This window comes from Tissierellales bacterium (assembly GCA_035301805.1).
GTDB lineage: Bacteria > Bacillota > Clostridia > Tissierellales > DATGTQ01 > DATGTQ01.
This window is the reverse complement of the sequence record DATGTQ010000133.1, coordinates 1-21,805: the sequence shown is the minus strand read 5'-3', so window position 1 is coordinate 21,805 and position 21,805 is coordinate 1. Positions and strand designations below refer to the sequence as shown.

24 protein-coding genes are annotated in these 21,805 nt (G+C 30.6%); all 24 read right to left on the bottom strand.

Annotation, left to right across the window (positions count from 1 at the left end; all coding sequences use genetic code 11):
- Positions 1 to 43: 43 nt before the first annotated feature.
- The 24 genes from VK071_06610 to murA all read right to left on the bottom strand — a co-directional run bounded on the left by VK071_06610 (position 44) and on the right by murA (position 21,584).
- A complete protein-coding gene (locus VK071_06610) occupies positions 44 to 1,408 on the bottom strand; it encodes a GlmL-related ornithine degradation protein (GenBank protein HLR34989.1) in 1,365 nt (454 codons plus the stop codon).
- Positions 1,398 to 3,614 carry a D-ornithine 4,5-aminomutase subunit OraE gene (gene oraE, locus VK071_06605; protein HLR34988.1) on the bottom strand — a complete coding sequence of 739 codons (2,217 nt, stop codon included), beginning with the start codon at positions 3,612 to 3,614 and terminating at the stop codon, positions 1,398 to 1,400. The genes VK071_06610 and oraE overlap by 11 nt, the downstream gene beginning before the upstream one ends.
- On the bottom strand, positions 3,604 to 3,978 hold the full coding sequence (locus VK071_06600) for an ornithine aminomutase subunit alpha (GenBank protein ID HLR34987.1): 375 nt from the start codon (positions 3,976 to 3,978) through the stop codon (positions 3,604 to 3,606). Before VK071_06600 ends, oraE begins: the two co-directional genes overlap by 11 nt.
- Positions 3,979 to 3,991: 13 nt before the next feature.
- Positions 3,992 to 5,410, bottom strand: coding sequence for a 2-amino-4-oxopentanoate thiolase subunit OrtB (gene ortB / locus VK071_06595; protein HLR34986.1), 1,419 nt, complete (start codon positions 5,408 to 5,410; stop codon positions 3,992 to 3,994).
- Positions 5,403 to 5,714, bottom strand: coding sequence for a 2-amino-4-oxopentanoate thiolase subunit OrtA (gene ortA / locus VK071_06590; protein ID HLR34985.1), 312 nt, complete (start codon positions 5,712 to 5,714; stop codon positions 5,403 to 5,405). The genes ortB and ortA overlap by 8 nt, the downstream gene beginning before the upstream one ends.
- A 38-nt stretch (positions 5,715 to 5,752) precedes the next feature.
- The gene (ord, locus tag VK071_06585) at positions 5,753 to 6,799 is read right to left on the bottom strand and encodes a 2,4-diaminopentanoate dehydrogenase (protein HLR34984.1); all 1,047 of its coding nucleotides are present in this window, start codon (positions 6,797 to 6,799) and stop codon (positions 5,753 to 5,755) included.
- A gap of 194 nt (positions 6,800 to 6,993) precedes the next feature.
- Entirely contained in the window at positions 6,994 to 8,397 is a 1,404-nt protein-coding gene (locus tag VK071_06580; GenBank protein ID HLR34983.1) for a sigma 54-interacting transcriptional regulator, read from the bottom strand.
- A gap of 11 nt (positions 8,398 to 8,408) precedes the next feature.
- A complete protein-coding gene (locus VK071_06575; protein ID HLR34982.1) occupies positions 8,409 to 10,139 on the bottom strand; it encodes an ATP-binding protein in 1,731 nt (576 codons plus the stop codon).
- Between the two features lie 9 nt (positions 10,140 to 10,148).
- The gene (locus VK071_06570; GenBank protein HLR34981.1) at positions 10,149 to 10,841 is read right to left on the bottom strand and encodes a response regulator transcription factor; all 693 of its coding nucleotides are present in this window, start codon (positions 10,839 to 10,841) and stop codon (positions 10,149 to 10,151) included.
- 14 nt (positions 10,842 to 10,855) lie between these two features.
- Positions 10,856 to 11,602: a peptidoglycan editing factor PgeF gene (pgeF, locus tag VK071_06565; GenBank protein ID HLR34980.1), complete on the bottom strand. Its 747-nt coding sequence runs from the start codon at positions 11,600 to 11,602 to the stop codon at positions 10,856 to 10,858.
- Positions 11,603 to 11,627: 25 nt separating this feature from the next.
- The gene (nrdR, locus tag VK071_06560) at positions 11,628 to 12,083 is read right to left on the bottom strand and encodes a transcriptional regulator NrdR (protein HLR34979.1); all 456 of its coding nucleotides are present in this window, start codon (positions 12,081 to 12,083) and stop codon (positions 11,628 to 11,630) included.
- Positions 12,084 to 12,148: 65 nt separating this feature from the next.
- A complete protein-coding gene (locus VK071_06555; GenBank protein ID HLR34978.1) occupies positions 12,149 to 12,394 on the bottom strand; it encodes a YlmC/YmxH family sporulation protein in 246 nt (81 codons plus the stop codon).
- A 101-nt stretch (positions 12,395 to 12,495) separates the two neighbouring features.
- Positions 12,496 to 13,311 (bottom strand): RNA polymerase sporulation sigma factor SigG, encoded by an 816-nt coding sequence (sigG, locus tag VK071_06550; GenBank protein HLR34977.1) that lies wholly within the window; start codon positions 13,309 to 13,311, stop codon positions 12,496 to 12,498.
- 89 nt (positions 13,312 to 13,400) lie between these two features.
- Complete coding sequence (sigE, locus tag VK071_06545; protein HLR34976.1) at positions 13,401 to 14,129, bottom strand: RNA polymerase sporulation sigma factor SigE; 729 nt, start codon at positions 14,127 to 14,129, stop codon at positions 13,401 to 13,403.
- A gap of 9 nt (positions 14,130 to 14,138) precedes the next feature.
- A complete protein-coding gene (gene spoIIGA / locus VK071_06540; GenBank protein ID HLR34975.1) occupies positions 14,139 to 15,035 on the bottom strand; it encodes a sigma-E processing peptidase SpoIIGA in 897 nt (298 codons plus the stop codon).
- Between the two features lie 165 nt (positions 15,036 to 15,200).
- Positions 15,201 to 16,292, bottom strand: coding sequence for a cell division protein FtsZ (ftsZ, locus tag VK071_06535; protein HLR34974.1), 1,092 nt, complete (start codon positions 16,290 to 16,292; stop codon positions 15,201 to 15,203).
- A gap of 89 nt (positions 16,293 to 16,381) precedes the next feature.
- Positions 16,382 to 16,609 (bottom strand): hypothetical protein, encoded by a 228-nt coding sequence (locus VK071_06530; GenBank protein ID HLR34973.1) that lies wholly within the window; start codon positions 16,607 to 16,609, stop codon positions 16,382 to 16,384.
- Positions 16,606 to 17,211: a cell division FtsA domain-containing protein gene (locus VK071_06525; protein ID HLR34972.1), complete on the bottom strand. Its 606-nt coding sequence runs from the start codon at positions 17,209 to 17,211 to the stop codon at positions 16,606 to 16,608. Before VK071_06525 ends, VK071_06530 begins: the two co-directional genes overlap by 4 nt.
- Before the next feature lie 14 nt (positions 17,212 to 17,225).
- Complete coding sequence (locus VK071_06520; protein ID HLR34971.1) at positions 17,226 to 17,456, bottom strand: hypothetical protein; 231 nt, start codon at positions 17,454 to 17,456, stop codon at positions 17,226 to 17,228.
- Positions 17,457 to 17,680: 224 nt separating this feature from the next.
- Complete coding sequence (locus VK071_06515; protein ID HLR34970.1) at positions 17,681 to 18,034, bottom strand: small basic family protein; 354 nt, start codon at positions 18,032 to 18,034, stop codon at positions 17,681 to 17,683.
- Positions 18,035 to 18,763 carry a DUF881 domain-containing protein gene (locus tag VK071_06510; GenBank protein ID HLR34969.1) on the bottom strand — a complete coding sequence of 243 codons (729 nt, stop codon included), beginning with the start codon at positions 18,761 to 18,763 and terminating at the stop codon, positions 18,035 to 18,037. It lies immediately after the preceding gene.
- Positions 18,764 to 18,778: 15 nt separating this feature from the next.
- Entirely contained in the window at positions 18,779 to 19,507 is a 729-nt protein-coding gene (locus tag VK071_06505) for a DUF881 domain-containing protein (protein ID HLR34968.1), read from the bottom strand.
- Positions 19,508 to 19,518: 11 nt separating this feature from the next.
- Positions 19,519 to 20,277: an FtsQ-type POTRA domain-containing protein gene (locus VK071_06500; GenBank protein ID HLR34967.1), complete on the bottom strand. Its 759-nt coding sequence runs from the start codon at positions 20,275 to 20,277 to the stop codon at positions 19,519 to 19,521.
- Positions 20,278 to 20,330: 53 nt separating this feature from the next.
- Positions 20,331 to 21,584 carry a UDP-N-acetylglucosamine 1-carboxyvinyltransferase gene (murA, locus tag VK071_06495; GenBank protein HLR34966.1) on the bottom strand — a complete coding sequence of 418 codons (1,254 nt, stop codon included), beginning with the start codon at positions 21,582 to 21,584 and terminating at the stop codon, positions 20,331 to 20,333.
- Positions 21,585 to 21,805 lie beyond the last annotated feature (221 nt).

The window sequence follows — 21,805 nt, the reverse complement described above, 5'->3', positions numbered from 1 at the left end:
ATTTTTAATAAAATCCAACATACCTAGGTATGTTGGATTTTATTTACTCTATATTCAAACTCTCCTTTAGTAATATTAATGCTGCTTCCTCATACTTTTTAGATAAAACCCCTAAAGAGGCCATAATATACTTATTATCTATTAGAATAGCAGCCTCGCCAGTTGGTAACAGTTCAAGACCTTTATTACTTAAAGAAATTTTTTTCATAATTTCCTTATTATTATCCAATCTAGATAAAGGTCCACCAGTGCCAATAATATATTTTACATGGGTTAAATCCTTTCCTTCTGCCACTGTATTTTTGCCATTAGGTCCATAAAGGTGTCTTAACTTCCCAGCATGTCTTTGTACAGCCATAACTACTGCATAAGTAGCAAGAATCTCTACAAAATGTTTTTCTTTATCTGTTTTAGGAATTGGCCTATTATTAGCCATTAATTCTTCAACTTCCTCTATAGTAATGGCTAATTTCTTACTTATTTCTTCCTTGCCTATTCCTTCAACTATATTATGCATATTTACATATACACCTAAATCTCCTTCTACCGTTCTCTTCGCTACTGGTTCTGGGCTTATTAACATCCTAGAAATCTCTTCGCTACCTTCTGTTACTGAATGAACATCAGTAGTGGCACCACCTATATCTAATGTCAATAAGTCTCCTATATTATCATAAAGCAATTGGCTAGCATCCATAACTGCCCCAGGAGTAGGTAAAATTGGGCCTGTGAGCATATCCCTAACTTTAGACATTCCTGGTGCATGAACTATATGTTTTTCAAACACTCCTTGAATAACCTCTCTTGTTGGTTCAATATTTAGTTCATCAATTTTAGGATATACATTTTCTACTATATAAAGCTCTGATTTAGTATCTTTAAATATTTCCTTTATTTCATCATGATTTTCTACATTACCTGCATATATTACTGGAATTTTTAAATTTAACTCTGCAATCAATTTACCATTAAAAAGAGCTGTATTCCTTTCACCATAGTCTACTCCTCCAGCAAGAAGTATAATATTAGGGTTTATTTCTTTTATCTTTTCTAAATCTGATTTTCTTAACTTTCCTGCAGTAATATACTTTATATTAGCACCTGCACCTAAAGCTGCCTCTTTAGCTGCCCTTACAGTCATATCATATACCAACCCATGGACCGTCATTCTTAAACCGCCAGCTGCACTACTTGTAGCTATTAGGTCTTTATAATCTACTTTCTTCACATTTAAATTTAAAGCTAAATCATCAATTGCTTCCTTAAGCCCAATATTTACATCCCCTTCTAAAACAGTAGTGGGGGCCTGACCTTGGCCTATAAATTTCGGATCTAGTTTTACATTGTCAAAAGCATTTACTACTGTAGTAGTGCTACCTATTTCTCCAACTAATATATCAACTTTCATTTTTCATCTCTCTTCTCTTTTTTACCAAAAATGTAGCCACATGACTACCATTAGTCCCTCTACCAAAACCTGCATCTACACCATTCTTTATAGCTAGTTCATTAGAAACTTGAGTTCCACCAACTGCTATAATAATATCATCTCTTATACCTTTCTCTATAGCTAATTCATGTAATTTTTTCATATTTTTATAATGTATATCATCATGACTAATAATAGTAGAAGCTAAAATTGCATCTGCATTTATTTCTATAGCTGCATCAACTAATTTTTCTACAGAGACAGAAGTACCTAGATACTCACAACCTATACCAAACTTTTCTATTCCACCATGTTTTATATCTATAATTTCTCTTAATCCTACAGAATGCTCATCTTCTCCAACAGTGGCTGCAACAACTTTCATTGGATATTTATCAATATCCTCCCTGATTTCATCATCAGTCATTATCTCTGGTTTTGGAGGTATAACTAAATCATCAATATCTATAGTAAAAGGAACTCTTCCTTTTATTTCAACTCTTGTACCCTCTGCTGCTTGCATGATTTCTTTATGTATTACTTCCACATCTTCAAGGTTTAGTCTTCTACCAATTTCTATTGCAGCGAACTCAGCAACTCTTTCCTCAGCAGGTAAAAACATAGTCATGTGTACTATACCGTCTCCTAACCATTCCATTTCTGGTTTAAGTAAAGATATATTTCTCAAATCCTTAGTTTCTTCTAATCTAATATATACATTATCATTTTCATCCAATTCATCAATATATACTATTTTATCTGGAACTTCAAAAGTAGAGCCACCTATTAATTTTGATGGATTGTCTATAGCTTCTTCACTATATTGAGCTATATTATTATAGCCAAAATGAGCTGTAACTGGTGCCATATAATCTTCTTCTCTTTCAATAACTGTCCCTACTCCTATACCTCCATCAATTTCTCTTGATATTCCATCTTCATTTCTTTCAGGATAATTACCAGAATCTACAAAAAAACCTTCTTCAACAGCTTTAAAATAGCCTCCAACTTCAATTATTTCTTCCATAAATAATATTGCTCTTTCTTTTAATTCTCTTACTTTATCTGCAAGTTCTCCTTCGTCTCTTTTAATTTCTAACATTTCATTTAGGCCATCCATACCAGCAAAAGCCTGCTTCGCAGTATCAACAGCTTCTATATTATAAATATGCCAAGGCACATTTCTACCCTCATCTGGTGTAATTGTAGATTGTATATCTGCACTAGTTAATTGAGAAATTAATAAATTTAATACATGAGTTACAGTAGCCTCTCTTGTAGAGGACTCCATGTACTTAGTATTCATTTGTGCTCTCATTTTAAAATCTTTAAATAACTCCCTTAGTGCCACAGCATAAGGTAGGTCTAACCTCATACATGGAGCTGGTGGTGCTGTTGGTGGTACTGTAGATAAACATATATTTTCTGGTTTCATTCCTACTCTAACCGAAAAAGCAGAATTAATAGCATGTTGCACCATTAGTTCAGGCATAACCTTCCATGCTTCTCTAGCAGTAGCATTAGCATTATGTGCTCCGTCAATCTGTGCCATATCAGCCCAAGCCATTATCTTCTTAGCACAGGCTGCGTCTACATAGGACCTTACCATATTAATATTTCTATATAAAACATTATATTGGGGATCTTGATGAGCACCATTTACACCTTCCTCAGCAAACATAACTGCAATTTCTGGCCCAGCTACACCACTTACATAGGAGTGATAATTTAATGGTCTATCTACTTCATCTTCTATTAAATCAAGAGCTTTCCTTTGTGCTCGTACTTGTTTCCTGGTTATAGGTATTCCTCCTACTCCTTGTGGAGTTCCTTCTATTAAGCCATCAAAATGACTTTGACCTGCAGTCCTTATAACCATTAGATGATCTGCACCATGCCAAGCAGCCATTCTCATTCGACGAATGTCATCTTCAAATCTACCAGATGCTATTTCTGTAGTAATAATATTTTTAGATTGAGGATCAATATAATCAAAAGATTTAGAAGCGGGTAATGGTTGGCTATTGTTCAAAGGTTTAGACATATCATAATATTCAAATTCCCCTATTTTTTGCTTTTTATCTGCTTCTTCTCTCCAAGTCCATCCTCTTCTTCTAGGTCTATACTTATCCAAATCCTTTAAAACATTCTCTATATCTAGCTTTTCATTAGGTTTAAGCTCCACTATTTACACCTCCCTTAAATATACGAGTTACATCATCCCACATTTTACCTTCAGATAATTTTAATCCAACCTCTCTTATTTCCATATTCTTTTCCTGTGCTAATCTATAAACTAAATTACCAGCGCCTTTTCCTAAAAGACCTCTATCTAAAGCTCCATCTACAATTGCCTTTGACTCAATACTAGAAAAACCCATTCGTAAAAGAACTGACCTTTCAATAGAGGGTGAAGTATTTTTATGAGCTAACTCTACTAAAGGATCAACAATTTCATAGGCCAATTGCCAAAATCTTCTTTCTAATTCATCTTCTGTTAAATCAGCTAAATGCTTTCTTCTTTCTTTATAATCATCTTTTCTTTTCACTATTACACCTCCATTAATAAATTACTTTAAATTCATCCAATATACTTTTAACAAATTCCCCATTAGAATTAGTTTCATTAATTAAATAATCCATATCTTCACTATTTATTTTTTCTACCTTATAATTATTAATACAATTTCTAATATAGGATCTTCTCATTCTATTTAAATCTACTTCTTTGGTTCTTACATATTTAGGTTCCTTAGGTAATATAATGTTTTTGCCTGGTATTTCATCTTCTGGATTACCTATTTTTATTTCTATACCATTTTCTTTTGCAAAAGTAAGCTGAGGTTGAATATGCTTACCTGCACCAGTATATTCTGTTTCTTGTACAACAATAATTTTATCTTCATCTAGCTCTTGGGCTAAAGAAAAAGCTGCTGCCAAAGAAGTATTTCCAGCTGGTCCTCTTTCTAGTCCTTCAATTTGAGCCAATAATTCAGTCATATAAAATACAGATCCTTGAGTTACAGTTACGTATCTATCAATATATCTTAATGGTCTAGCTGCTGATCTAGGTACATCAGATCTATCAGGCCAGGTAGCAAAGGGCATACCAAAACCCGTATGACCAGTAGTAAAAGATTTCTTGTTAAATTGAGTATCGCTAGCCATATGTAAACCTTTTAAATTTACACTAGCCCCAATAATTTGTGTTTCAGTGGCACCAGCTTTAATTAATCCTCTTGCGGTTCCTGTTAAATTTCCTCCACCTGCGTTAGTTACTACAACAACATCTGGATCTCTTCCTTCCCTTTCTCTAAACTCCATAGATATTTCATAACCTAAAGTTTCTACTCCGGCAATGCCAAAAGGAGTATATAATGAAGCATTAAAATATCCTGTTTCCTCAAGCAATACCAAAAATTCATAAAATAGTTCTGGCCCTACTGTTAATTGTACCACTTCTGCTCCATAAGCTTCGCATTTCCTAGCCTTTTCTATTATTTCTGGTTGACCTATACCTTTTGAATCATAACACTCTTGAACAATAATACATTTTAATCCTCTCATAGCAGCTTGACTAGCTACGGCTGCACCATAATTTCCACTAGTAGCAGCAATAACTCCTTTATAACCTAATTTTTTAGCATGATAGCAACTAGTTGCAGCTCTTCTTGCTTTAAAACTACCTGACGGATTAGCTGCCTCATCTTTAATAAATATTCTAGCTCCTTTTCCTTCTGGCGATATTTTCCTTGCTAATTTAGTTAAATTTCTTAATTCATAAACAGGAGTATTTCCTACACTAGTTTCTCTTTGAATCCTTTGGATCTCTTGTAGCCCATAACCAGTTTCCCGCATCATTCTTTCATAATCAAAGCTAATACTGCCAGATTCAAAAATATCATAATCAATGCCCACTGCTTTCTTCATAGTAGTACTATTTCTATCCATTACCGCTTCATAACTAAAATCCTTACTCATTTTGTCCACCTTCTTCTAATAAAACTCTTGCTTGCCTACCTATATAGGATAATTCAGGGATATATTCTCCAAAATTATGCTTATAATAAGGGTTAACCTCAATTAATTTCCCCTTAACTATTCTACCTATATAGGTTTCCACTTCAACTTCATCACCTATATTGGCTTTATCATTTAATAAAAAACCTTTATCCCACATTTCTAGTGGAACTTTTTGAGTATCTTCGGGTAAATTTGGGGATCTTTCACCAGGCTCTAATACTATATTATAAATCTTTACCCAATTACCTTTTTTAGCATCCATATAATATTCACCCTTTCTTATCATTTGCATAACTTAAGCTAGTCAATTAAATCTCTCATATCTCCCATAATTGCTCTAGGTACTGGTAAATCAAGCATAGTTTTTAATCCTGGAGATGCATTTATTACTTGAGGAATCATGTTTACACACATAGCTATAGTTCCAATACCACCAGGTACTTCAGGTTTTATAGCCATACTAATATCTGGTATCCCTTTTATATTAATGTAATCACCAGTGTTGACCCCTTCCAATTGCGGTTCTATTTGTTGAGGATGTTCCATTTCAATTTTAACCTCTTCTTCCATATATCCATAGCCCATCATTCTACAACCAGCAACTTTTCCTGGCTCTACCTCTACATGAGGAGTTTTCCTATATACATTAGAAACTATAGGTTCTTTTGTTTGTTTCACCTTATCAGTAAGTTTCCAACCTATAGCATCTGCAATCATATTAATTGATTCAGGAAAACCTACATGGCCAGATAAAGTGTTGTCTTCTACTCGTTTCTTAAATTCATCTAAAGTATTTCCAACTCCTTGTTCCCCCATAACAGCGGGTCCAAAGGGAGATAAATCATTTACCCTTTTTGCTTTAATATAATCTATATCTGTACAAGCGCCAGTTAAAGCAATAACTAATAAATCCATTATAAGACCTGGATTAATTCCTGTACCTAATACTGTAACTTTATTTTCTTTTCCTATTCTATCTAATTCTTTAGCTAATTTAGGTTCTTGAGCTTGAGGGTAAGCCATTTCTTCAGCGGTAGTTATAACATTTATTTTTCTTTCTAAACAATATTTTATTTTATCAAATGCCTTTCTCGTAAAGGAGTCGGTAGCAACAATAACTATATCTGCCTCCCCTTCTTTTATTACCTCCTCAGAAGATTTAATAATAATATCCTTATTATCTCCTCTTTCCATATCTATGTAATCATATATACTATTTCCTAACTTTGGTTCTATATCTATTGCCCCTACTATTTCTACACCCTTCTTTTTTAACAAAGTTTCGGCCATTCCAGCTCCCATTGCACCAAAACCCCATATTATAACTTTTACATTTTCCTTTTTCATATAATACACCTCCAAAATAATATTAATCTTACATTTAATCATAACTACTTATATTATAGATGCAACTTTAGTGCCAAGTAATTTTTTTAGAATCATAACTTATAATGGCTGTAATTGCAGAAATATAATTAACTAATTATAAACGAAATAAAAATAGTGCAATAATATTTGCATCTACCGCAAATATTATTGCACTAAAGTTGGTATTTCTTAATTTTATGCTGTAATGTTTGTCTTTTAATTCCCAATTCATCGGCAGATTTGGTAATATTATTACTATTATTATTTAAAGAATTTATAATAAGATTTTTTTCAATATTCTCTAGTATTTTAGGTAAGGGCTTTGACATATCTATATCATCATAGGTCTTTATAAGTCTTTTATCCTCAAATATATGGCTACAAGAAATAAAATCCCCCTTTTTTAATACATGTTCATCATCAGAAATGTAATTCATTGAAGATTCAATAGCATTTTCTAATTCCCGTACATTTCCTGGCCAAAAGTATTTATTAAAAGCCCTTAAAACCTCATCGGAAACCATCCATATATCCTTAAATAGCTTTTTATTATATTTCTCAATGAGATGTTCACAGAGTATAGAAATATCGTCTTGTCTTTCCCTTAAAGGTGGGATCTTAATAGATATTACATTTAACCTGTAAAATAAATCCTTCCTAAGCCTGCCTTTTTTAATACTTTCTAAGGGCTCTTCATTTGTTGTGGCAATAATCCTTACATCAATAGGTATGTCTTTTATTCCTCCAACTCTCCTAATATAACCCTCCTGTAAAACTCGTAATATTTTAGTTTGAAGGGATAAAGGCATAGAGTTTATTTCATCTAATAATAAAGTACCACCATTAGCTTGTTCAAATATTCCTGGTCTACTTATGGCCCCTGTAAAGCCCCCCTTCTCCGTTCCAAATAAAATCCCCTCTAATAATGTATCAGGGATTGCGGCACAGTTTTGGGCAATAAAGGGATTATTTTTTCTTATTCCTTCATAGTGTATACTTTGGGCAAATAATTCCTTCCCAGAGCCTGTCTCACCATAAATCAATACACTAGATGAGGTTTTACTAGCTTTCCTACCTATTTCTACCGCCTTTTTAAAAATTTTATTATTACCTATAATATCTTTAAATACATAATGCCTTAGCCCCTTGTTTTTATTACTATAGCTATCATTTAATTCACTTTGTAATTCCATTAACTGATCAGATAATTTTTTTACATGGGTAATATTTTTCGCAATTTCCAGAGCACCAATAATTTGATTCTCATTTTTTAAAGGAATTGTAGTATTAATAGTTGTAATACTTTTACCCTTATAATTTAAATAGGTTTGAGTATTATTAGATACTGGTTTTCCCGTTTCTAAAACCTTCACCAATGTACTACTATTTTTATTTAAACTGGGAAAAATCTTTAATAAATCCTTATTTAATACATTCTTTCTATTTAATCCTTCTAATTGGGCCATTTCTTCATTATATACAATAGTTATTCTTTCCTTATTAATAACATGAATACCAAGATCCGCATACTGCAAAATATTTTGCAATAGAATTTCTTCAAAATCCTTATTTATCATAAAATCATCCTTTAATAAATTAGGTCATCTTTAACAGGTAATATAATTATAAAATTTGAGCCTTTCCCTATTTCACTTTCAATAGAAATCTTACCATTAAAAGTAGATACTATATGTTTTACTATCGCTAAACCTAAACCAGTTCCATCTACTTCATTAGACCTAGATTTATCCACTCTATAAAACCGTTCGAAAATTCTTCTTTGTTCCTCCCCTTCTATACCTATTCCGTTATCAGCAATATTTATGATTAAATTCCCATTTTCTGTAGCAGCAGAAATTTTTACTGTACCGTATTCTGGTGTATATTTAATACTATTATCAATTAGATTTAAGAGCATCTGTCTAAAATAATTATAATTTCCATAGAAATTAGGTAGTTTTTCTTGAATATTTTTTTCTAAAGTGATTTCCTTTTTATTGGCCTTATTTCCTAAATGCATTATTACATCATCTATAATTTTTTCAACAGCTATAATTTCTTTTATTATATTTTCTTCCTGACTTTCAACTTCTGATAAAAGGAGTAAATCTGAAACTAAAGAATTAAGACGATTTACCTCAAAATCAATTATATCTAAAAATTTATTAGAAGACTCAACATTTTCTATAGCACCTTCTTGTAAGGTTTCTACAAATCCTTTAATAGAAGTTAAAGGAGTTTTTAACTCATGAGATACATTGGCTACAAAATCCTCTCTTACCTTTTCTAACTTCCTTAGGGTTGTAACATCTCGTATAATGAAAACTAATCCAAGTTTTCTAGTAGGATCATCACTTTGTATTATTGGGCTACCAGTTATTTTAATATTTCTATAATTAGGTTCAAAAACTTCTACTTCAGCATCATTTAGAAAAGTAGATTTATTTATTAATTCAATAAACACGTTATTTAATTCTTTATTTTCAAAAGCTTTAGTTATCTTTTTGTCCATGATACTATCTTTCTTTACTTCTAAAATTTTTTCAGCAAGAGGATTTATTAATATTACCGACAAATTATTATCTATGGCAATAACTCCATCTTCAATACTAGTTAAAGTGGCCTTTAATTTTGTATTACTTTCTTTCAGCATTATTATAGTATCCCTTAATTTAACACTCATGGTATTAAAATTTTCTGTTAATATTTCAAATTCTTCATCTCCAGAAAGATAAACTTCCCCCCCATATTTGCCTTCAGAAATATTTTTAGTGGCTTTAATTAATTCCTTATATGGGTTTGTTACCTGCTCAACATATTGGATGCCAAGTATTAGAGAAACTATAAAACCAGCAACTACCGCTATTAATGTATTTAATATTATCTTTTTATTTAATTTTTTTAAATACTCTGGTGATGCTGCAATTCTAATCTTTGAAATATTTCCTCCATTTTCTATAGATATTTCCTTAAAAATTAATCTTTTCTTCTCGGGATTTTTATTATTAGCCCTAAAATTGAGCTTTTCATTATTAACCCCAGAGCTAAAGCTTCCAATAATAATTTCTTGTTCGTCAATAAAAGAAATTTCACTATTTAAAATTTTAGAATATCTTTCTAAAAAGTCCTCTAAATTATTATTGTCTATATTCCCTTTTTCAATTAAATCCTTTATCAAATATCCTTCTTCTAATATTTTTTCTTCTACTAATTTAATAGAATTTATTTTTTGCATATGATAAGTTACTATTCCTGTAATCAAAATTCCTATGGATACAAGTATAATAAAGATAGTAGTCATTTTTCTTTTCAATGGCATCCAAGCCTCCTACCTAAATTTATAACCAACCCCTCGTACTGTTTCTATATAACTAGGATTCTTATCATCATCTTCTATTTTTTTACGTAATTTTCTAATATGGACATCTATTGTTCTAGTTCCACCAAAATAATTGTAACCCCAAACCATATCTAACAAGACATTTCTTGAAAGAACTTTTCCTCTGTTTTCAGCTAATATTTTTAAGAGAAGAAACTCTTTATGGGTTAAATCCACAACCTGATTATCTTTGATCACTTCATAACTTTCTAAATCAATTATTATTTTATCAATTTTAATTATCTTATCTGGATTCTTTTTTGTATCTACTTTACTTCTCCTAAGAACTGCTTTAACCCTAGCCAACACTTCTCTTACACTAAAAGGTTTAGTAATATAATCATCTGCACCTATTTCTAAACCAGTTACCTTGTCCATTTCGCTACTTTTAGCCGTTAACATAATAATTGGTATACTGGAAGTTTCCTTGTTATTTTTAAGTTTTCTACATACATCTATACCATGAATTTTAGGTAACATGAGATCCAATAAAATTAAATCAAACTTTTCTTTTTTAATTTTTTCTAAAGTCTCTAAGCCATCATAAGCTACACTTACAATATATTTATTATTTTCTAAATTATACTTAAGCAATTCCACAATATGCTTCTCATCATCTACCACTAATATTTTTGCTCCCATTTATAAACCCCCACTTATATTTGTAACTTCATTACAGATGCCATTCTTCTGTTAATGCCTTTCTCTTTTCTATAAGAATAAAAAATATTATTATTACAGCTAGTACATAAATTACTTGTATAAATATTCTCTTTTAATATACCCTTATTTAAAAGTTGGAGTTCATTTGTTTTCCATAAATCTAAATATATTTTATTATTTTTAATATTAAATATATTTTCTACAAAATTATACTCTTCATTAAATTTTTCATATACTTCTTTTCCTACTTCGTAACAGCAAGAACCTATAGAAGGACTAATTGCTACTAATATATCTTTTGGATTTGAATTGTACTTTTCAACCATTTTTTCAACGGTATTACCACTAATATTCTTTAAAGTTCCTTTCCATCCTGCATGAGAAACAGCGATTACTTTTTTGGACCTATCTACAAATGCCACTGGGACACAATCTGCATGAAAAGTAAGTATAACTAAGTCTTTAATATTTGTTATAATTCCATCAGCTTCCATAATATTTTCTTGAGCAAATTTAAGCTTATTAGTATTATCAATATTTAATAAATCTTTTCCATGAATTTGCTTTAAAGTAATTATATTTTTTATAGGTACATTCATTATTTCAGAAATATTTTTTAAAAACTCTTCATTACTAAAGCCTATTCTTGTTGTAAAAAAGTATTTAACTAATTCAGTATCATTAAATTCCTCAATTTCATAATATACAAAATCTTTATATTTAACTTCTATAAAAGCCATATCTTCATCCTTTCAATTAAATAAATTACTTTTCATTTAATATTTTTTTTAATTCATCCATAAATGTATTTACATCTTTAAATTGTCTATATACAGATGCAAACCTTACATAAGAAACTTCATCTATATATTTCAATTTATCCATTACCATTTCTCCTATATGCTGACTAGTAACTTCTTTCTCCATAGAGTTATATAGCTCTCTTTCTATTTCATCGACAGTTGATTCAACAGTTTCCATAGATACAGGACGTTTTTCGCAAGATTTAATAATTCCATTTAACAATTTATTTCTATTGTAAAGTTGTCTATTTCCATCTTTCTTAACGACTATTAAAGGTATTTCTTCTTTTTTTTCATAAGTTGTAAATCTTTTACCACAACTTATACACTCTCTACGCCTTCTAATGGCTTGTCCTTCGTTAGTAGGCCTTGAATCAATAACCTTAGTCTCATAAAAATTACAATAAGGACATTTCATAGTATCACTCCATTCAATATTTCTACCTTTGATTATAATGCATAGTTCTTAAATTGTCTAATACCTTACTCTTCATCTACCTTTAAGTCTACCAAAATAATATCTTCTCCTATTTTCACTATTTTTTTCCAATCGATAATAATATCATTATTACTACCAAATATGCCCATTATCTTTCCAGACCCTGGAATTATTATTGCAGTTACTTCACCTTTTTTTAAATCCATTTCAAAATCATATATCATTCCCAATCTTGATCCATCTCTTATGTTAATTACCTCTTTTTCTTTCATTTCTGAGAGATTAATCATTACCCCACCCCTTTTCTAAAGTTTCACCTATTATATATATATTTTTATATACTGATGTATTATTACAATTAATTTTATTTCCATGGGGTAATGATTAATAACTACACATGTTTTTGCATATTCTTTAAAGCATTTTTTTCTAATCTAGAAACTTGAGCTTGAGATATTCCAATTTCCTCTGCTACCTCCATTTGAGTTTTTCCTTCAAAAAATCTTAAATCTAAAATCAATTTCTCTCTATCATTTAATCTACTTAAAGCATCCCGTAAACCTATCCCTTCTAGCCAAACTTCATCTTCACTTTTTTCATCTTTAACCTGATCCATTACAAAAATAGCATCTCCACTATCATGATATATAGGCTCAAATAAAGATATAGGTTCTTGAATTGCATCAAGGGCAAATACTACCTCTTCTTTTGAAAGATTTAATTCATCAGCAATTTCCGTAATAGTAGGTTCACGGGAATTTTTATTAATTAACTGCTCCCTTGCCTGCAAAGCTCTATAGGCTATATCTCTTAATGACCTACTTACTCTTATTGAATTATTATCTCTTAAATATCGACGTATTTCACCAATTATCATAGGTACAGCATAGGTTGAAAACTTCACATTTTGGCTTAAATCAAAATTATCTATCGCCTTAATTAAACCTATACAACCGACTTGAAATAAGTCATCTACTGGTTCTCCTCGTCTACTAAATCTTTGTATAATACTTAGAACTAATCGTAAATTTCCGTTTATAAATTCATCTCTTGCTTCCATATCTCCAGCTTTTATTTTAACGAATAATTTTTGCATTTCTTCATTAGTTAGAACCGGTAATTTAGCCGTATTGACACCACATATTTCTACTTTATTATTATACAATAATCCTTCATCCCTTTCTTCAACTTTTGCCCCTTTCATCATAAAATTATTACCTCATTTGATTTTTTTATTCAACAATTAATGTATTTAGATTAACCATTTTAAAGGAAAAACTACTAGTCACCTAGTAGTTATACCATTCTGCTCATTTCTTTTTGTAGCCTTTTTATAATTCTTTTTTCTAATCTAGAAATATAAGACTGGGAAATTCCTAATATATCAGCCACTTCTTTTTGTGTTTTCTCTTTTCCATTCTTTAGGCCATATCGCAATTCTACGATCTTCTTCTCACGACCTGTTAACTTATCTACAGCTTGATTTAATAACTCCTTATCTACTTCCTCCTCTAAATATTTAAATATTATATCACTTTCTGTACCTAATATATCAGATAATAAAAGTTCATTCCCATCCCAGTCCACATTTAAGGGTTCATCAAAAGAAACTTCCGCCTTCAGCTTACTATTTCTTCTTAGATACATTAATATTTCATTTTCAATACATTTGGATGCATAAGTTGCAAGTTTTATATTTTTATCAGGATTAAAGGTATTAACTGCTTTTATAAGTCCAATAGAACCAATAGAAATAAGATCTTCAATACTTATTCCTGTATTTTCAAACTTTCTTGCAATATAAACTACTAACCTTAAATTTCTTTCTATTAAAATACTTTTAATACTATCATCTTTTCTTAACTTAGATACAAAATATATTTCTTCATCTGGTTTTAAAGGCGGAGGTAATACTTCCCCACTTCCTATGTAATAAATTTCATTTAAAGGTTTCAGTTTCCTTAGAATTTTGTAATATAAAAGACTTACTTCTAATTTAATTTTTGTTAAAGTTCTCACTTTTATCCCATCCTTTTAATTCAATATTTCTGGATGAAGGAGTCCAGAATAGTCATCTTCACTTGACAATTTATTATTATAAATTGCCACTAATACATCTTCTTCCACCTTTTTCTGATTCTCACAATTTACAACAACTATCTCATCAGGCTTAAATCCTAAGAGAATACCATTATTCTTTCCAACAGATTTAAATGGTATTAATCTAAATCTTATTTCTTCTTGGGTATTTTGCATTATATCTGTAATTGAATCTAAGCAAAGGCTATCACTTTTTAGATATATTTCTTCTACGGTAACTGGCAATATCTCTTTTAAAACTTTGTACTCAGCTATTATAACTGGTTTGTCTGATATTGGCTCTTTTAAAGAATTTCCTGTATCTATTAAGGCTGTAAAATCCACTTTTTTATTATTTAAAGATATTGACACACTTGCTAAATAATTACTTACAATAGCTTTCTTTTGATAGTATTTAAAAATATTTTTCATTAAAGCAATAGAAAAGAATATTCCTATTCCAAGGATTTGCAAAGAAAAATCCTTAATTGCAAATCCCCTAATATCATTTAGCTGTTCATTAGTTATAATAAAAAATATACCTAAACTAGCCCCTGCAAAAACGAAAGAAATTAAATAAAATACGGATATAAGTTTAATTAAACCCCTTATTTTTTCTGGATTAAAAGCTATAATAATTATTAATATAGATATTAAAACTTTTATTGAAAACTTTGTCATAAACTTTAAAGAGGGAAAAAACAACACTAATGTATATAAAGCTCCTATTAATGCACCTATAAATAATCTAATGGACTTAGTATTAGTTCTAGTAACCTTTCTGGTTACATATAATATAATGTAATTAATAGCCAAGTTTTCCAATAATAAATACTCAGCATAAATATACAATATTAACTCCCCCTTAAAACCCTATATTATAGATTTATTCATTGTCCCTATTATTTATGTATAATATTATATCCTATAGGTTATAAAAAGTTTGTCATTATTTTTTGCGAAAAAAATCGTTTCCCAATTTTCGAGAAACGATTTTCGACATATCTTTATTTAACATTATTTATCCTTTCTTCTTAAAAAAGTAGGTATATCTAAGTCATCAAGCTCAAATTGACTACCTGCAATTTCTTCTTTTGCTTCCATTCTTTCATCAAAGTTTGTTTTTATATTTTTTGTTGCCGGGGCAGCCTTCCTTTTAGTGTCAAAGCCTGTCGCTATAACAGTGATTTTGATTTCTTCTTCTAAAGTTTCGTCAATACCTGCACCAAAAATAATGTTTGCATCTTGGTCTACAGATTGTCTTATTAAATCTGCTGCTTCGTTAACCTCAAACAAACCTAAATCCTCTCCACCCGTTATATTTAATAGAACAGCTTTAGCTCCTTCAATTGAAGTTTCAAGAAGCGGACTCTTTACAGCTAGTTTTGCACCTTCTGCTGCCCTGTTATCACCTGATGCCGTGCCTATACCCATATGAGCAATACCTTGATCCAACATAATGGTTTTTACGTCAGCAAAATCCAAATTTATTAATGCCGGTACTGCAATTAAATCTGAAATTCCTTGTATACCTTGCTTAAGTATTTCATCAGCCATTGAAAAAGCCTCCATCATTGTAGTCTTCTTCTCAGCTACTTGTAACAATCTATCATTAGGTATTGTTACTAAGGTATCTACAACCTCTTGTAAATTTTCAATACCTTTCTCAGCATGAAACATTCTTTTTCTTCCTTCAAAAGTAAAAGGTTTCGTTACAACACCTACTGTTAAAATTTCCATCTCTTTTGCTACCTCTGCAATAATAGGGGCGGCTCCTGTACCAGTTCCTCCCCCCATTCCTGCAGTAATAAATATCATATCAGAACCATTTAAAGCTTCAGCTATCTCATTTCTATTTTCTTCTGCTGCTTTCATTCCAATTTCAGGATTAGCACCTGCACCTAATCCACGGGTTAGTTTTTCTCCTATTTGGAGTTTTATTTCTGCTTTTGAAGAATTTAAAGCCTGTTTATCAGTATTTACAGCTATAAATTCTATACCCTTCACTCCACCATCTATCATCCTATTTACAGCGTTATTTCCTCCTCCACCAACACCTATTACTTTAATCTTTGCAAACTCTTCTACTTCAACATCAAAATCAAACAATTATTAAACCCCCTTATCCAAATAGTCGCTAGAAATATTCTTCCCAAAAATTTTTTTGTTAAAGAAAGTAATCCTTTATTATTATTCCTTTAGCTCCTATCTCTTCCAGTTTCTATATTATTATATTCTATAAAATAATTAAACTTTCTTTTCAAAGAATAGGTTATTAACCCTATTCCAGTAGAATATACAGGCTCTTTAATTCCAACAAAATCAGGTTGTCCGACTCTAGCTGGTAATCTAAATATTTCTTTTGCTAGATCCGTTATACCTTTATAATACCCACCTCCACCTCCTGTAATAACTACTCTTGTCAATATTTTTTTCTTATATCATTTCGTATTAATTCCTCATTTATTAGTTCAAATATTTCTCCCAATCTTGCTTCAATTTTTTGACTTAATTGAAATTCTATTATATCAATCTTTTCATCAAACCCAATAGGTTCAATCTTTAATTTTCTTTCCACATCTGCTATAGGGACATAAGCAACTCTATAAGTTTTCTTAATTTTTTTACTTTCCTCCCTGAATATTCTTAATCCTACAGAAATATCATTAGATATATAATCTCCAACTACAGGAATAATACTATTATATAGTATTTGCTCATTTTTAAATAGGGAATAATAAGTAGTTCCAGCTCCAATATCAATTAATAATGCCCTTAGTTCTCTTTCATCCTTTGATAGGATTGTATCATCTACTGCAAATAGTTCTGCTATAATCCCCAAAATCTCTAATCCAGCCTGGTTAATACTTTTTATTAAATTCAAAACAGTTGTAGTAGGTCCTATTATAATATCTACATCTGCTTCCAATTTAATTCCAGCCATTCCGACAGGCTCTTTAATTTCATCATAACCATCTACAATATATTGTACAGGAATTATATTAATAATTTGTTGATCCCGAGGTATTGAAAATATAGTTGCTAATTTAAAACTCCCTGTATATCTTCTGGACCTATTTCTTTATCTTCTCCAGAAACAGCAATAATTCCTTTATTTCTTACTAATTTTGTATATACTATAGGAATAGAAACATATACCCTATCAACCTTTACATCAGCCATGTTTTCAGATTGTTCTAGAGCGTAGATATAGCCAGAGTAGTAGATTCTATGTTCACTATTATTCCCTTTTTTATACCAACTTGAACCCACTCCTATTATTTGTAAATACCATAATCATCAATTTTACCTATTATGACAGATACCTTATAAGTTCCTAAGTCTATGGAGGTTATTAACTCATTCATCTATATGCCCCTTCAAAAAACAAATAAGCTTTCACAAATCATATCATAATTTTGTAGTATTTTGTATAAAAAATACTATTTAAAGATTTTTGATGTTTTTCATGATTTTATGTCAAACTTTGTCTAAAGCTATTCTTTATCTTTTCTATTTTTCCTATTGTACAGTAACAATCTTCTAATACTTGCAAAGTTTTCAAATATCCTTCCACCAAAAGTAAAAATTGCTGCATAATAAAGAGGTACACCTAGCCTATCACCAATATATGCCAGTAAAGCAGCTAAAATAGAGTTCCCAAAAAAACCTGAAAGAAATATTTCTGTATCAAAATTATTTTCTAAATTCGACCTAATACCCCCAAAAACTGAGTCTAAGCAAGCCAAAATAGCTACTGATATATACAAGGCATAGGCCGTATTATAAGTAAAGGGTAATAGCAAACCTATAACCATACCTAATAAAATTCCAATAATTGCAAAAATCATTTAATCACCTTCTCCTACAGGTTTTGCGTACTTAAAAGTAAATCGGCCTGAATATGCAGGTATAATTACTTTATCTTCCATAGTTATATCTAACACTTTATTATAAACATTTTTTTGAGTATAGCCGTATGTACCTGGTGCATTAACTGCAGCATATAAAAGCTTTGGGTCTCCTATAGCCTTTATTACAAAAGGAGTACCTACACTTTTACCATTTACTCGAATAATAGGACCACCACATTTTATTTCAGAAACTGACATTATTCTTTGGCCATTTATACTTATAGCTTCAGCCCCTGCTACCTTTAAATCATTTAAAATATTCAATACATCTATATCATGTATGATATAATCAGATACATCTAAAGGATTTATTTCGCTATCTTGATTATCCTCCATTTTAATTACTATGCCAGTCCCTTCCATTCTCTCAAATCCTGCAACTGATTTTATTTTATCTAATTCTTCAATCATTAACTCATATCCACCATCATCTTCGTTAGTTACATTTTCAAACTTTTCTAGCTCATCTTCTTTGTTTTTCAATAACTCTTTCATCTCTTCTATTTCGCTATCCATTCTGTCAATTTCATTTCTAGTAACTTGTATAGAACGAAGAGTTACAGGATTAAATGGCTCAATTTCTTGTTTAAATTGAATAGAAATAAATATACCTAAAAGCAAACTGAAGAAGATTAAAGTGAATTTATCTTTTAAACTTTTCTTCATTTTTATCCTCCTAACCTAGTTTGCTTTTTCTGGTACTGGTTGAGCATAAATAAATTCTTTTATTTTTCTATATTTCGGTATAGAAACATTTTTTTCCTTTTTAAGCTGTACTAAATAATCATAGGATTCTAAATGCCAAACTACTCCAAACTTAATTGATAAGGCAGACTCTAGTAAATCCGGATCACCAATGGCTTTTATAACTATAGGTGCACCAATAGATACACCATTTATTTCAATATGATCCCCAGCCCTTACAATTTCTGTATAAGATGTATACCTTTGATCATTTATAGCAATGGCTTCAGCTTCAGATGAGTTTAAAATACTAACTATTTGCAAAATAATATCTAAATCATCAACTATACTATATTCATCACCAATTTGTACATCCATAGGAGGGTCATTTATTTCTAGTACAATTCCTGTCCCTTCCATATCTAAGTACCCAGCTAACATTCTGTATTTTTCCAAATCTTTGTACAAACTTTCGGCATATACACTCTTATCAGCTTCACCTTTCTCATATTTTTTTATTTTACCTTCAATATCTTCCAGTTCCTTTTCCAGTACATCTCTTTCATCTTGTACCTTTTTTAGTTCATTAGCCAATTGTTGTGACCTTTGCATAGGTAATACATCGTCACCTAAAGTTTTACTAACTGTTTTAAATTGTATGGCCAGAATAACCCCTAAAAACAAAGAAACTAATATTATAGATATGCGACCTGTAGATTTTTTCATATAAAATCCCCCTAATCAGTTTCAGTTACAATAATAGGATTTTCTCCTTTGTTTAGGTAAATTTCTTCATAATATATCTCTTTTTCATCCATATCTTTTACTATACTATCCAAAAAGCTTAATTTGTATTTCATATTACTAAAGTCGCCAAATGAAACTTTAGTACCGACTTTTAATCTAAGAATAAGATTATTTTCATCTCTTACGTCAATTTTATCAAAATCTTTTAGAATATTTGCCTCATTACTTAGTTTTACAAAACCCTTTAACCTTTTAAATTCATCATAGGAATCAAATAAATTATCCCCTACTTCTAACTTCCCAATTTGAGGTCCGAGTATCTCTATATAGTCATCTTCTTTTTTTTTGTCTTCTATTGATAATATATACCCATCTTTATCTAAATAAGTAAGAGAACCTGAGTAAGACATAAATAATTTTTCTTCCCTTTCTTTTACACTAATTATAACCTTATTTGGTAGTTTACGTTTTATTTTTACTTCCTTTATATAAGGCAAAGACTTTACATTTTTCTCTACTGTTTTTCTATTAAATTTGAATATATTCTCATTTTTAATAGCTCCAGCAGCTTTAAGAATCTTATCTGTTTTAGTCCTTTTATTTCCAGATACCTGTATTTGAGTAATGTCAAGCCAATTTGTCTTTAATGAGATAAGCAAAAACAAAGCTATAATAAATAATAATAATAACAATATAAATCCGAATCTCTTTTTCTTTACCTTCCTTTCAACTTTGCTTACCTTTGCCATAATAACACCACCCATCTGCTTGTCTCTTTAGTTCTAAGCAGCAAACTGCTGCTTTATATAATCTCTATAATATCCGCCCCAAGTTTCTTTAAATCTCTACTAAGACTATCATATCCTCTTCTAATATGAACAACATTATCCACTGTAGTAGTTCCCTTAGCTATTAACCCTGCTAATACTAGGCTAGCCCCACCCCTTAAATCCTTTGCAGTAACTTTAGCTCCTGTTAATTCCTTCACTCCTTTTATTACGGCTACCTTACCAACAGTCTTTATATTTGCTCCCATTCTTATTAGCTCTTCTGCATGCTTAAACCTATTTTCAAATACGGTTTCCGATATAATACTAGTTCCAGAAGCAATACTTAATAACGACATCATTTGGGCCTGCATATCTGTAGGAAATCCTGGATAAGGTAAAGTTTGTATCATCTCCACAGATTTTATATTCTTAGGCCCTAGGACCTTTATAGAGTTATTATCGTAATATATTTGACTACCCGTTTCTTTTAATTTTGCCGTTATTGCCTGAAGACACTCAACATTGACGTTTTTAATAGTAACTTCACCTTCTGTTATAGTTGCGGCAACCATATAAGTTCCAGCGACTATTCTATCAGACATTATACTATGTTTTACGTCTCTAAATTTATCTACTCCTTCTATTTTAATGACACTAGTACCTGCCCCTGAAACTTTTGCTCCTGCTTTTACTAAGTAATTTTGTAAATCTCTTATTTCTGGCTCTCTAGCAGCATTTCTGATTAAAGTAGTTCCTTTAGCCTTCACCGCCGCTAACATAATATTTTCAGTAGCCCCTACACTAGGGTAATCTAATTGTATTTCTGCACCTTTTAACTCATCAGCCTTACAGTATAAAAAGCCATGGGATTCTTCTATATATGCTCCCATTTCTCTTAATGCTTTTAAATGTAAATCAATAGGTCTAGGTCCAATTTCACATCCGCCTGGATAACTTATTATTACCTCTCCACATCTAGCCAACATTGCTCCCATAAGAATTATTGAAGATCTCATTTCACTTACTAAATCTTCTGGTATTCTTATACTTGTAATATTTCTTGAATCTACATATATTAAATTATCTAATCTTTCTACATGACATCCAATGGATCCTAAGATTTTTTCCATTATGTCTACATCTCTAAGATTAGGGGTATTTAAAATAGTATTCGTATTGGCTCCTATAACAGTTCCTGCTAGTATTGGCAACACTGCATTTTTTGCGCCGGAAACGGATACTTCTCCTTTTAATTTATTTCTACCATTTATAATATATGTACCCATCTTGCCACCTCCAACCTGTGCAATAAATTACATATATAGTCATAATATGCATCACAATGGGAGGTGTTACAAAATCATTTTTTAGTCAGTTCATCTATATAATCCACAATTTTTTCTGACACATTAGGTTTAGACATTCTCTTAGTATTCGTTGACATAGACATAAGTTTCTTAGAATCACCTAAAAGTTTGTTAATTTTTTCATTTAATAGTTGTCCATT